This is a genomic window from Microvirga sp. BF8 (assembly GCF_059888585.1).
Genome location: NZ_CM187619.1, coordinates 1,959,335 through 1,971,606 on the forward strand (window position 1 = coordinate 1,959,335; position 12,272 = coordinate 1,971,606).

The following is a 12,272-nucleotide window of genomic DNA, read 5'->3' on the forward strand; positions in this document are numbered from 1 at the left end:
GCGACGCACAGTCGTTTGCGAAGAACCGCCTTCGCCTTCACGGGCGTGGCCCTTCGGGTTCGCACAATGCACTTGCGGCCCCGTCGACCCTAATCCTTCCGACGGCTGGTCGGGTCGGAATCAGGACGCAGGACGCGGTGGTGACAACGCTCAGTCTTCGCGAGAGATGAAGTGGCGGACGCCTGGAATGCCGCCGCCTCAGGGCAGGGACAGCCTGCCAGTGATGCTTGCGACCCTTGGGAGAACTTCCCAGGCGCATCTTACGCTCCAGCGGCAAGGTCCACGAGCAGGTCGACGAGCACATCGGCGGGGTCGGCAAGGCCCGCGAGCACGTCGAAATGATGCGCTCGTGGGACCTCGTGGAGTGTGCCCACGGTGTCCATCGCACTCCATTGGGTGACGTAGTCCCGCGACTGCCGCAGGAACTCCCGACTTTCCGCTTCGCCGACGACGGCGACGACGCGGCTGTTCACGGGCGGGTTCCAATAAATCGGGCTCAGGCGGCGCGCCTCTTCGACAGTAAGGCCGAGAGCGCGGTTGATCGAGGTCGGAACAAGCGGGACGAGGTCGAAAAGTCCCGAGATCGGCAGGCCGGCGAGGATCGGGCGTTTGAGCGCCGTGGCGCTCCGCGCCATCAGGCAGGCCGCGAGATGCCCTCCGGCGGAGTGTCCCGACGCCACAAGCGGCTGGGCGAGTCGCTGCATGAGGAAATCGGCTGCGGTCTCCATCTCTGCCACGATACCGCTCAACGTTATGGCGGGCGCGAGATCGTAGCTCGGTATGGCAACGGTCAGCCCGCGCTCGTTTGCACCGCGGGCGAGATGGCTGGCGGAAGATTTGTCCAGGGATTGCCAGTACCCTCCATGGATGAACAGCACGACGGGGCCGCCGGCATCGCCGCCCGGAGGGTGAAAAAGGTCGAGCCGGTGGCGTTCCCCGGGGCCATAGGCGACGTCCAGTTCACATCGGGCAGTTGCGCGGTAGGCGGCCGCGTCCCGCTGCCATCCCGCCATGTGCACGCGATGGTCCGGAACCCGGGCCCTGTTGTTGTATTCCGCCTCCAGATCGAGATCGGTATCCGTCATCACTGCAACTCCTCACACGTGCAGATACCGGTCCTTCAGCGTCGCGTCTGCCATCAGTTCGGCGCTGGTTCCGGTCCAGACCGAACGACCCTTCTCGAGAATGACATGCCGGTCCGCGAAGGCGGCGAGGGCATTGACGTTCTTGTCGATGACGAGGATCGACTGATGCTCGCCCCGCAGGCGCTTGAGGCAGTCCCAGATCTCGGCCCGGATCAGGGGTGCGAGCCCCTCGGTCGCCTCGTCGAGGATCACGAGTCTGGGATTGGTCATCAGGGCTCGTCCGATGGCAAGCATCTGCTGCTCTCCGCCCGAGAGCTGGGTGCCGAGGTTCGTACGACGCTCCCTGAGTCGGGGAAAGAGGTCGTAGACCGCGTCGAGCGTCCAGCGCCGCGATCCGGCCCGCGCAGAAGCGGTGGCGACAAGGTTCTCCTCGACCGACAGGGTTGGAAAGATCTGCCGCCCTTCGGGGACGAGGCCGATCCCGGCCTTGGCGACACGGTAGGGAGCCAGTCCCGTGACGGCTACGTCACCGAAGCGCACCTCGCCGCCGTGCGGACGCAGCAACCCCATGATCGAACGGATCGTGGTGGTTTTTCCCATGCCGTTGCGACCGAGCAGTGTCACGACCTCGCCGGGGCCGACCTCCAGCGACACGTCGAACAGGACCTGGGCGGCGCCGTAGGAGGCCTGGAGATTGCGGACGGACAGCATCAGGCAATCTCCTCCTCGCCGAGATAGGCGGAGCGCACCTCAGCGTTGGTGCGGATCCGCTCGGGAGTGTCCGTAGCAATAAGACGCCCGTAGACAAGCACACTGATCCGGTCCGCCAGCGAGAAGACGGCATCCATGTCATGCTCGATGAGCAGAATCGTCGTCCGATCGCGCAGGCGGCGCAAGACCTCGACCACGCGCCGCGAGTCATCGTGTCCCAAGCCTGCCAGTGGTTCGTCGAGGAGAACGAGCTTCGGCTCTGTCGCAAGTGCGATCGCCAATTCCAGCTGCCTTTTTTCGCCATGGGAGAGGAGCCCTGCCGGAACCTGTGCCCGTGGCGCAAGGCCGACGAGGTTGAGGAAATCCATGGCCGGTTCGTTGAGCTGCTTTTCCCGCGAGGCATTCCCGACCAGTCGATAGCTGGAGCCAGTCCTCGCCTGAACGGCAAGCGCCACGTTCTCGAGGGCGGAAAAGCCTGGCAGAACCGAGGTGATCTGAAAGGAACGCGCCAGGCCGCGCCTCACTCGCTCGTGCATCGCCAAACGGGTGATGTCGACTCCATCGAACCTGATCTGTCCGGAAACTGAGGACGCCATCCCTGAAATCTGATGGATCAGGGTCGTCTTGCCTGCGCCATTCGGACCGATAATGGCATGGACCTCGCCTCGGGGAACGGACAGACTCACGTCATCCGTGACAACTAGGGCGCCATAGGTCTTGCGGAGATTGCGGAGTTCGAGGAGGGGCTCAGTCATGCTGCCTCCGCCCAAGAAGCCCCATGATTCCGCCTCGCGCAAAGATCACGATCAGGATGAGAAGCGGACCGAACACCATCTTCCAGTTCTCCACGAGTCGATAGGTGAGATCGTCACTGAGAACCAGTCCGGCAAAGTTCAGAAGTTCTGGAAGGAACTCCTCCAGAAGGAGGAAGACGGCCGCGCCGATGATGGCGCCGTGCAGACTGCCGAGCCCGCCCAGGACCACCATGAAGATCAGTTCCCCGGAGCGCTGCCACGTCATGTACGACGGGCTGATGAACTCCGCCTGATTGGCAAGGAGAAAGCCGGCAAGACCGGCCATCATGCCGCTGATGACGTAGGCCAGAAGCTGGTAGCGGAACGGGTGGAAGCCGATGGCCTCCATGCGGACCGGGTTTTCCCGCGCGCCCCGCAGAACCCGCCCGAACCTGGATGCGACGATCGCCCGGGACAGCAGATATGTCGCGAGAAGACACAGGAATGTGAAACCGTAGAACGAAAGGTCGCTCTTCAGCAGCGGAAGCCCGGCGATAAGGCTGCGAGCGCCGAGGGTCATGCCATCATCGCCCCCATAAGCCGCCAGCGATGTCGCGAGGAAGAATAGCATCTGACCGAAGGCCAGGGTGATCATGATGAAGTAGACACCCTTTGTGCGGAGCGAGATGACGCCGGTGATCGCCGCGAAGACGGCCGAGCCTGCCACGGCTGCCGGGATCTGCACCAATGCATCGTCGAGCCCATGGCTCGACAGGATTCCGACCGCGTAGCCGCCGATGCCGAGGAAGGCCGCATGGCCGAAACTGACGAGAGCGCCATAGCCGAGGATGAGGTCCAGCGACATGGCAGCAAGGCCGAAGATCATAACGCGGGTGAGGAGCGACAACACATAGCCTTCCGCGCCGGAGAAGGACGCGAGAGCAGGAGTCGCGGCAAGGGCGATGAAGAGGCATGCCGGGATCCACTCGATCCGCATCGGCTGGGCACCTATGGAAGCGGGGGGCGTCTGGGCGAGCTCCGTCATGGCAGCCCCTAGCGCTTTGCCGGAAACAGGCCGGAGGGCCTGAAGAACAGAATGGCGGCCATGAAGATATAAATCAGCATCGGGGCAATGGCGCGTCCGGTTTGGCTTGCTGCCGCAGGATCGAGGAAGAAGCGGAGGATGTCCGGGGCAAAGGAGCGTCCCACCGTATCGACAAGGCCGATGAGGAGCGCGGCGAGAAATGCTCCCCTGATGGAACCGATGCCGCCAATGACGATCACCACGAAGGCCAGAATCAGGATGTTGTCACCCATGCCCGGTTCGACGGAGAGGATCGGGGCGACCATGGCGCCGGCGAAACCGGCCAGCATGGCGCCAAAGCCGAACACCACCATGAAAAGGCGCCGGATATTGACCCCGAGAGCGGACACCATCTCCGGATGCGTGGCGCCCGCGCGTACGAGCATGCCGACGCGCGTGCGGCTGACGAGAAGGTAGAGAAGGACTGCCACTCCGATACCTGCTGCGATGATCGCAAGGCGGTAGACCGGATAGAGCAGTCCATCGGCGATCTCGATCGAGCCGGAGAGAATTTCGGGGACGGGGACATTGAGCGGTGCTGCACCCCAGATGAACTTCACAGCTTGGTTCAGGAACACGATTACCCCGAAGGTCGCGAGAACCTGATCGAGATGGTCGCGATTGTAGAGATGGCGAAAGACCAGGATTTCGAGAAGGAGGCCGAAGGCGAGGGCGCACGGCAGCGCGAGCAGAAGCCCCCAGCCGAAGTTGCCCGTCCAGGCACTGAATGCCGCGACCAGATAGGCGCCGACCATATATTGCACGCCGTGCGCGAGATTGATGAAATCCATCACGCCGAAGACGAGCGTGAGTCCCGCGGCGATCAGAAACAGGATGAGCCCGAACTGAAGGCCGTTCAGAGCCTGAATGAGAAGAAGTGTTGCTGTCATCGGCACTTCACAGGCGAGGAACGATGCCGGATCGAGGTGCCCGGCCGGTCCCCGCCGAGGGGATGGATCGCTCTTCTCGCGATACGAGAGCCTCGTCCCGAACCATGCTCGGGACGAGGCCGGAGTTATCGGATCGGCGGCTCAGTTGGTCGCCGCGCATTCCTTGGCATAGGCATCCGTATAGTCATCGAAGACCTTTTCCTCGATCTCGGTCTGGAACTTGCCGTCGGCGCGCTTTGCGACCTTCACCAGGTAGAAGTCCTGAATTGGGAAGCCGTTCGCGCCGAACTTGAAGTCGCCACGCAGGGATTTGAAGTCGGCCTTCTTGATCGCGCCGCGAAGAGCATCCTTGTCCTCGGTCTTTCCGCCAGTGGCCTTCAGGGCGCTGTCGATCAGCAGCGCAGCATCGTAGGCGTGCATGGCATAGGAGCCGGGAACGGCATTGTAGGCCGTCTCGTATTCCTTGACGAAGGCCTTGTTCTGCGGCGTGTCGAGATTCGGGGCCCAGTTCGAACCGCCAAACATGCCCACCGCCGCATCCTGCTGAGCCGGAAGCGTCGACTCATCGACCGTGAAGGCGGACAGGAACGGGATGCGGTCGGCGAGGCCGGCAGCGCGGTACTGCTTCACGAGGTTCACGCCCATGCCTCCGGGCATGAAGGTGAAAATCGCATCCGGCTTCAGCGAGGCGATTTTGGCAAGCTCGGACTGGAAGTCGAGCGTGTTGAGCGGAACGTAGGATTCCTCGACGACTTCACCTTTATAGTGACGCTTGAAACCCGCGAGCGCGTCCTTGCCGGCCTGGTAGTTCGGCGCCAGGAGATAGACTTTCTTGTAGCCCCGGTCCTGGGCAACCTTGCCGAGAACCTCATGGTTCTGGTCGTTCTGGTATGAAGTCGCGAAGAAGAACGGGCTGCAGCTCTTGCCCGCGAGGTTCGACGGGCCGGCATTGGTGCTGATGTAGAAGGTCTTGGCGTCGACGATAGGCTTCTGAATGGCCACGGCCACGTTCGAGAAGATCGGGCCGACCACGAAATCGACCTTGTCGCGCTCGAGAAGGCCCTTGACCTTGGTCACCGCCACATCGGGCTTCAGCTCGTCGTCGACGACGATCACATCCACGTCACGGCCGCCGAGCTTGCCGCCGAGGTCCTTGACCGCGAGCTGGAAGCCGTCGCGGGCCTGCTGGCCCAGGACGGCGGAAGGGCCCGACAGGGTCAGAACCAGGCCGACCTTCAGCTTCTCCTGCGCCAGGGCCGGCGATGCGACGAGGCCCAGGGTCGCCGCGAGGCCCAGGCATTTGATTGTCAGGTTCATCATGTACTCCCGAGTGACTGTTCCCTGCGCACGGTGGTCCGCGCTGCATGATTATTCCTAGCGGGACTAGACCCGTCCCGTCCATGCTCGGCTGCAATCTGCCGCAATTCGCGCCAGCCGAATACTCCCTTTCGGCGGACCCGGCCCTCGCGGATTTCCTCTACGGGATTGCCAAGCATTATTTGAAGCTTTAAATAATTTTGGGATTTCTTCAAGCGGATTGTTCCGCCAAGGCGGGCGCGACGAAAGACGCCCACCGTCACCACCGGACAGAGGAACGGACGATGGCGTACACGGCACATCTCGATACCTTCGCGAGGGACAACCTGCCGCCCCGGGATCAGTGGCCCGACTTCCTCCATGAGCGGCCGGAACTTCAATATCCAGAGCGGCTGAACTGCGCGGTCGCGTTTCTGGACCGATGGGTCGAGGAGGGCCGGGGCGACGAGACTTGCCTGATCAGCCCGACCGAGACCCTGACCTATCGGGAGCTGCAGGAGCGCGTAAACCGCATCTGCAACGTGCTGGTCGGACAGCTCGGCTTCGTCCCGGGCAACCGCGTGCTTCTCCGCTCGGCCAATAATCCGATGATGGTGGCACTCTATCTCGCCGTGCTGAAGGCCGGTGGCGTGGTCGTCGCGACGATGCCGCTCCTGAGAGCCAAGGAGATCGCTTATCCGATCGCCAAGGCGAAGATCGCAATCGCTTTCTGCGACCATCGTCTGGCCGACGAGATGGAGAAGGCCCGCGCCTTGGCGCCGGAGCTCCGCCACGTCGTGTATTGGGGTTCCGGAGCAGCGGACAGCCTCGAGGCGCTCCTCGCTGGGGCCTCGTCGGAGTTCCAGGCCGTCGATACCGCTGCCGACGACGTCTGCCTCATAGGCTTCACGTCGGGCACCACAGGCGAGCCGAAAGGCACCATGCATTTCCATCGTGACATGCTCGCTGTCTGCGATGCCTATGCGGGCAATGTTCTGCGTGCCGAACAGACTGACCGTTTCATCGGTTCGCCACCGCTTGCCTTCACCTTCGGGCTCGGCGGAATTGTCCTGTTTCCAATGCATATCGGCGCCGCGACGATCCTGCTCGAAAGAGCGGGGCCGGACGATTTGCTTCCCGCGATCGCTCAATACCGGGCCAGTGTTTGCTTTACCGCGCCGACGGCCTATCGCGCCATGCTCCCGAAACTGAAGGAGCACGACATTTCGTGCCTTCGTAAATGCGTGTCCGCAGGCGAACCCCTTCCCAAGGATACCTTCGATGCCTGGAAGGCCGCGACCGGGATCAGTCTCATGGACGGGATCGGCGCCACCGAAATGCTTCACATCTTCATCGCCGCCAGAGAGGAGGACATCGTCCCCGGGTCGACCGGCAAGCCCGTGCCTGGTTACGAAGCGAAGATCATTGACGCTGACGGCCGCGATCTCCCTCCCGGCGCGATCGGCAGGCTCGCGATCCGCGGCCCGACGGGCTGCCGCTACCTCGCGGACGACCGACAGCAGAAATACGTCCAGAACGGATGGAATGTGAGCGGCGATACCTACCGTATGGATGAGGATGGCTACTTCTGGTATCAGGCCCGTTCCGACGACATGATCGTTTCTTCCGGCTACAACATCGCCGGGCCCGAGGTCGAGGCAGCGCTTCTCACCCATCCGGCCGTTGCCGAATGCGGGGTCGTCGGTGCCCCGGACGACGACCGCGGAATGATCGTCAAGGCATATGTCGTCCTGCGGGACGGCTATGTCCCCGGGCCGGAACTCACCAAGGCCCTCCAGGACCATGCGAAGGCCGAGATCGCACCCTACAAGTATCCCCGCGCCATCGAGTATATGGAACGCCTCCCGCGGACCCAGACCGGCAAACTGCAGCGCTTCGCTCTGCGCGAGATCGCCGGGGTCGGGAAGCCAAGCCGGGCATCCGCTGCTTGATCGATAATTATTTGAAGCTTAAAATAAATATTTCAGGTGGGATACGACTCTCATGAAAACGGCGATCATCGGCGGCGGCCCGGCCGGGCTCTATTTCGCGATCCTGATGAAGAAGCAGTGGCCGCAGGCAGACGTGACAGTCTACGAGCGCAACCGTGCCGACGATACCTTCGGCTTCGGCGTGGTGTTCTCCGATGCGACGCTCGACAACTTCGAAAAGTATGATCGCCCGAGCTACGAGCGGATCACCCGCGAATTCGCATACTGGGACGATATCGCGATCCACTTCAAAGGAACCGAGCATCGCATTGGAGGAAATGGCTTTTGTGGTTGCTCCCGGCGCACCTTGCTCCTGATCCTTCAGGATCGGGCCGCGGAACTCGGTGTGACGTTGCACTATCAGGCCGAGGTGGACGACGAGAGCCTGTTTGCCGACGCCGACCTCGTGGTGGTCGCGGACGGGATCAACAGTCGCTTCCGCGAACGCTACGTCGATCACTTCCAGCCGGAGGTCGATCTGCGTCCCAACAAGTTCACCTGGATGGGCTCGACGAAACCACTCGACGCCTTCACCTTCATCTTTCAGGAGACCGAGTGGGGTCCCTTCATCGCCCACGCGTATCAATATGAGGCGAACCGTTCGACCTGGGTGTTCGAGACCGATCCCGACACCTTCAAGCGCGCCGGTCTGGACACAATGGGCGAGGCCGAGGCAGCAGCGCTGATGGAGAATGTCTTCGGCTGGTTCCTGGACGGGCACAAGATTCTCACGAACCGGTCCATCTGGCGCAATTTCCCGATGATCCGCAACAGGCGCTGGGTTCGCGGCAACATGGTCCTGCTCGGGGATGCCAAGGCGACTGCGCATTTCTCGATCGGCTCAGGCACCAAGCTCGCCATGGAGGACGCCATTGCGCTCTATGAAGCGATCCGCCGCGAGCCAACGGTAGAAGGGGCGCTCGGCCTCTACGAGACCGGACGTCGCGAGGAGGTCGAAAAGACCCAGCACGCGGCGGATGTATCCCTGGTCTGGTTCGAACATGTGGCCCGTTTCTGGGATTTCGACCCGGTACAGTTCTCCTTCGGCGTGATGACCCGTTCCAAGGCCATCACCTACGACAACCTGCGCCTGCGTGCGCCCGACTTCGTCGCCGACGTCGACCGGACCTTCGCCCGGCAGGTGCGAAGCGCAGGATTCGATGTGGCGGTGGAGGAACCCGTCGCGCCGATGTTCCAGCCGATGCGTCTGCGGGACATGGTGGTTCAGAACCGCGTCGTCATGTCCCCGATGGATATGTACTCGGCTGTCGACGGCGTTCCCGGAGACTGGCATCTCGTTCACTATGGTTCCCGGGCCACCGGTGGGGCCGGGCTCATCTTTACCGAGATGACCTGCGTCTCGCCGGAAGCACGTATCACTCTCGGCTGCACGGGCCTCTGGAACGACGCGCAAGAGGCCTCATGGAAGCGGATTGTGGACTTCGTCCACGGACATTCAGCGGCCAGGATATGCCTCCAGCTCGGCCATGCCGGCCGCAAGGGTGCAACCAAGCTGATGTGGGAGGGCATGGACCGGCCGCTCGAGGCGGAAGCATGGGATATCTGCTCGGCCTCGCCGATCCCTTATTTTCCCGACAGCCAGGTCCCACGCGAACTCACCCGCGGCGACATGGATGGAATCAAACGGCAATTCGTTGCTGCAGCGGAACGGGGCGACAGGGCCGGCTTTGACATGCTCGAATTGCACTGCGCCCATGGTTATCTCCTGGCGAGCTTCATCTCTCCACTCACCAACCGACGCACGGATGAATACGGCGGCTCCCTGGAAAACCGGTTGCGCTTCCCGCTCGAGGTCTTCGACGCCATGCGCGCGGTCTGGCCTGTCCACAAGCCGATGTCCGTTCGCATCTCGGCCACCGATTGGGCGGAAGGCGGGCTGACGGGTTCGGATGCCGTCGCGGTCGCCCGCGCCTTCGCGGAACACGGTGTCGATCTGGTCGATGTTTCGACGGGCCAGACGGTACGGGAGGCGCGGCCGATCTACGGGCGCATGTTCCAGACGCCCTTCTCGGATCAGGTTCGCAACGAGGCCCGCGTCGCCACCATGTGTGTCGGCAACATCACGACCGCAGACCAGGTCAACACGATTCTCGCGGCCGGCCGCGCCGATCTCGTCGCTCTCGGCCGACCGCATCTGGTCGATCCGTTCTTCACCCTGAAGGCCGCAGCCTGGTATGGCGCCGGCAACGCCCATTGCCCGCCGCAATACCTTCCGGGTAAAGACCAGATTTTCCGCAACTCTGTTCGCGATCGGCAGGATTTTGAGGAGCTCAAGGTCCGCTCCAAACCGAAGACGCGAGCGGAACTGAAAATGGAGGCGGGGGAGACTTCTCTCGCCGCAGAGTGACATGGGTGGGATGGACCTACAGAGTCGTCATGCGGTTGTCACCGGCGGGGGGCGCGGCATCGGCAGAGCGATCGCGGAGGCTCTCACAGGAGCGGGCGCGACGGTGACCGTGATCGGCCGCGACCGTGCGGCCCTGGAGCGCGCCGTGCAGGATGGCGTGGCGCACGGATACGGCGTCGCGGACGTCACGCAACCGGAGACCCTTCAGGCCGCAATCTCCAAGGCAGCCTCGCAGAGTGGGTCGGTTCAATTCATGATTGCCAATGCCGGTGCAGCCGAGTCGGTGCCTTTCATGAAATCCGGACCGGATGTCTTTCGCCGGATGCTCGATGTAAACCTTCTTGGCGTCACCAATGCGGTCCAGGCCGTGCTTGGACCGATGGTCGAACAGGGCTTCGGTCGCATCGTCGCGGTCGCATCCACTGCCGGCTTGAAGGGGTATCCTTATGTAACCGCCTACTGCGCCGCAAAGCATGCGGTGGTGGGGTTCATGAGGGCACTCGCGCTGGAGACCGCCAGGACAGGCGTCACGGTCAACGCCGTATGCCCCGGCTTTGCCGATACGGACATGATTGCGGAAAGCCTCGATCGGATTGTCGCAAGAACCAACAGAAGCCGCGACGAAGCCCTGAGCGAATTCGTGAAGCACAATCCGCAAGGACGCCTCATCGATCCGCGGGACGTTGCGGACGCGGTACTTTGGTTGTGCGGGACTGGCGCACGCTCGGTTACAGGACAGGCTATCGCCGTCGCGGGAGGAGAGATCTGACATGAGCGACCAAGCCATTCCGCTCGATGCCGAAACGAAGGCCGTCGAGATGCCCGAGGACCACCGCGAAGAACTGCGGCTCTGGCTGCGCCTCCTCACCTGCTCGAACCTCATCGAGAGCGAGGTCCGCCGCCGGCTGCGCGAGCGCTTCGACGTGACGCTGCCCCGTTTCGACCTGATGGCGCAGTTGGACAAGTCTCCCGAGGGGATGACCCTGTCGGACCTTTCGAAGCGCATGATGGTTTCAAACGGCAATCTCACGGGCCTTGTCGACCGGCTCGTTGCCTCAGGACATCTCGATCGCCGGGTCTCCGAACTCGACCGTCGGGCGCAGATCGTCAGCCTCACCCGTGCCGGACAGGCAGAATTCCGCGCCATGGCGGCAGATCACGAGACATGGATTGCGGACCTTTTCGGCGATCTCACACAAAGGGAGCAACGCGACCTCATGCGCCTACTTGCCAAAACCAAGCTTTCAGCCCGCCGCGCCATGTCGGGAGCGGTCGCATGACGCATTTCGCCAACCCGGTCACCCTTCCGCTAGCGGAGTATTCCCCGCATCACTTCCTGTTGTCGGTGAGGGGGCCTGTCGCAACGGTAACCCTCAACCGACCGGAGAAAAAGAACCCGCTCACCTTCGAGAGTTATCGTGAGCTGGCGGATTTCTTCCACGCCTGTGCGAAGGATAACGCGATCAAGGCCATCGTCGTGACCGGCTCAGGGGGCAATTTCTCGTCCGGGGGCGACGTCTTCGAGATCATCGGCCCCTTGGTCGAAATGGACACGAAAGGCCTGACGGCGTTCACGCGCATGACCGGAGAGCTCGTGAAGGCGATGCGGGCCGCGCCGCAGCCGATTATCGCGGCAGTGGACGGGATCTGCGCGGGCGCGGGAGCCATTGTCGCCATGGCGTCCGATCTGCGTCTCGCCACGGCGAAGGCGAAAGTTGCCTTTCTCTTCAACAAGGTCGGGCTCGCGGGCTGCGACATGGGTGCCTGTGCGATCCTGCCAAGGATCCTCGGGCAGGGGCGTGCCTCCGAATTGCTTTATACCGGGCGTTTCATGAGCGCGGAGGAGGGCGAGCGATGGGGTTTCTTCAGCCGTGTCGTCGCTGCCGAAAACCTGTTGACGGAGGCTTTCGAACTGGCGCAGACGATCGGCACTGGGCCCACCTTCGCCAATTCCATGACCAAGCGCATGCTCGCGATGGAGTGGGCCATGTCGGTGGAGGAGGCGATCGAGGCCGAGGCCGTTGCGCAGGCGCTGTGCATGACCACGGAAGATTTCGCCCGCGCCTACCGCGCCTTCGCTGCGAGGGAAAAGCCCATGTTCCAGGGAGATTGA

The 12,272-nt window shown here is 62.7% G+C and carries 11 protein-coding genes; 5 read left to right on the forward strand and 6 right to left on the reverse strand.

Features of this window, described 5'->3' with window-relative positions:
• Positions 1-260: 260 nt before the first annotated feature.
• The 6 genes from AC522E_RS09430 to AC522E_RS09455 all read right to left on the reverse strand — a co-directional run bounded on the left by AC522E_RS09430 (position 261) and on the right by AC522E_RS09455 (position 5,821).
• The gene (locus AC522E_RS09430; protein WP_500750164.1) at positions 261-1,085 is read right to left on the reverse strand and encodes an alpha/beta hydrolase; all 825 of its coding nucleotides are present in this window, start codon (positions 1,083-1,085) and stop codon (positions 261-263) included.
• A 12-nt stretch (positions 1,086-1,097) separates the two neighbouring features.
• Positions 1,098-1,796, reverse strand: coding sequence for an ABC transporter ATP-binding protein (locus AC522E_RS09435; RefSeq protein WP_500750165.1), 699 nt, complete (start codon positions 1,794-1,796; stop codon positions 1,098-1,100).
• Entirely contained in the window at positions 1,796-2,551 is a 756-nt protein-coding gene (locus AC522E_RS09440; protein WP_500750167.1) for an ABC transporter ATP-binding protein, read from the reverse strand. The genes AC522E_RS09435 and AC522E_RS09440 overlap by 1 nt, the downstream gene beginning before the upstream one ends.
• Positions 2,544-3,575 (reverse strand): branched-chain amino acid ABC transporter permease, encoded by a 1,032-nt coding sequence (locus AC522E_RS09445; RefSeq protein ID WP_500750168.1) that lies wholly within the window; start codon positions 3,573-3,575, stop codon positions 2,544-2,546. The genes AC522E_RS09440 and AC522E_RS09445 overlap by 8 nt, the downstream gene beginning before the upstream one ends.
• 8 nt (positions 3,576-3,583) lie before the next feature.
• Positions 3,584-4,504 (reverse strand): branched-chain amino acid ABC transporter permease, encoded by a 921-nt coding sequence (locus tag AC522E_RS09450; protein ID WP_500750169.1) that lies wholly within the window; start codon positions 4,502-4,504, stop codon positions 3,584-3,586.
• Positions 4,505-4,645: 141 nt separating this feature from the next.
• Positions 4,646-5,821: an ABC transporter substrate-binding protein gene (locus tag AC522E_RS09455; protein ID WP_500750633.1), complete on the reverse strand. Its 1,176-nt coding sequence runs from the start codon at positions 5,819-5,821 to the stop codon at positions 4,646-4,648.
• A 284-nt stretch (positions 5,822-6,105) separates the two neighbouring features.
• On the opposite strand from AC522E_RS09455, the gene AC522E_RS09460 reads away from it, so the two are divergent.
• The 5 genes from AC522E_RS09460 to AC522E_RS09480 are packed head-to-tail and all read left to right on the forward strand — an operon-like array spanning position 6,106 to position 12,272.
• Entirely contained in the window at positions 6,106-7,752 is a 1,647-nt protein-coding gene (locus tag AC522E_RS09460; RefSeq protein ID WP_500750171.1) for a benzoate-CoA ligase family protein, read from the forward strand.
• A gap of 52 nt (positions 7,753-7,804) precedes the next feature.
• Positions 7,805-10,159 (forward strand): bifunctional salicylyl-CoA 5-hydroxylase/oxidoreductase, encoded by a 2,355-nt coding sequence (locus AC522E_RS09465; protein ID WP_500750172.1) that lies wholly within the window; start codon positions 7,805-7,807, stop codon positions 10,157-10,159.
• A 10-nt stretch (positions 10,160-10,169) separates the two neighbouring features.
• Positions 10,170-10,928, forward strand: coding sequence for an SDR family NAD(P)-dependent oxidoreductase (locus tag AC522E_RS09470; protein WP_500750173.1), 759 nt, complete (start codon positions 10,170-10,172; stop codon positions 10,926-10,928).
• A 1-nt stretch (position 10,929) separates the two neighbouring features.
• Positions 10,930-11,439 carry a MarR family winged helix-turn-helix transcriptional regulator gene (locus tag AC522E_RS09475; RefSeq protein WP_500750174.1) on the forward strand — a complete coding sequence of 170 codons (510 nt, stop codon included), beginning with the start codon at positions 10,930-10,932 and terminating at the stop codon, positions 11,437-11,439.
• Positions 11,436-12,272, forward strand: a complete 837-nt coding sequence (locus AC522E_RS09480) for an enoyl-CoA hydratase family protein (RefSeq protein WP_500750175.1) — start codon at positions 11,436-11,438, stop codon at positions 12,270-12,272. The genes AC522E_RS09475 and AC522E_RS09480 overlap by 4 nt, the downstream gene beginning before the upstream one ends.

Bases quoted from the DNA above. Each gene is read 5' to 3' on its own strand.
- AC522E_RS09430 (WP_500750164.1), bottom strand. From the start codon at position 1,085: ATGACGGATACCGATCTCGATCTGGAGGCGGAATACAACAACAGGGCC.
- AC522E_RS09435 (WP_500750165.1), bottom strand. From the start codon at position 1,796: ATGCTGTCCGTCCGCAATCTCCAGGCCTCCTACGGCGCCGCCCAGGTC.
- AC522E_RS09440 (WP_500750167.1), bottom strand. From the start codon at position 2,551: ATGACTGAGCCCCTCCTCGAACTCCGCAATCTCCGCAAGACCTATGGC.
- AC522E_RS09445 (WP_500750168.1), bottom strand. From the start codon at position 3,575: ATGACGGAGCTCGCCCAGACGCCCCCCGCTTCCATAGGTGCCCAGCCG.
- AC522E_RS09450 (WP_500750169.1), bottom strand. From the start codon at position 4,504: ATGACAGCAACACTTCTTCTCATTCAGGCTCTGAACGGCCTTCAGTTC.
- AC522E_RS09455 (WP_500750633.1), bottom strand. From the start codon at position 5,821: ATGAACCTGACAATCAAATGCCTGGGCCTCGCGGCGACCCTGGGCCTC.
- AC522E_RS09460 (WP_500750171.1), top strand. From the start codon at position 6,106: ATGGCGTACACGGCACATCTCGATACCTTCGCGAGGGACAACCTGCCG.
- AC522E_RS09465 (WP_500750172.1), top strand. From the start codon at position 7,805: ATGAAAACGGCGATCATCGGCGGCGGCCCGGCCGGGCTCTATTTCGCG.
- AC522E_RS09470 (WP_500750173.1), top strand. From the start codon at position 10,170: ATGGACCTACAGAGTCGTCATGCGGTTGTCACCGGCGGGGGGCGCGGC.
- AC522E_RS09475 (WP_500750174.1), top strand. From the start codon at position 10,930: ATGAGCGACCAAGCCATTCCGCTCGATGCCGAAACGAAGGCCGTCGAG.
- AC522E_RS09480 (WP_500750175.1), top strand. From the start codon at position 11,436: ATGACGCATTTCGCCAACCCGGTCACCCTTCCGCTAGCGGAGTATTCC.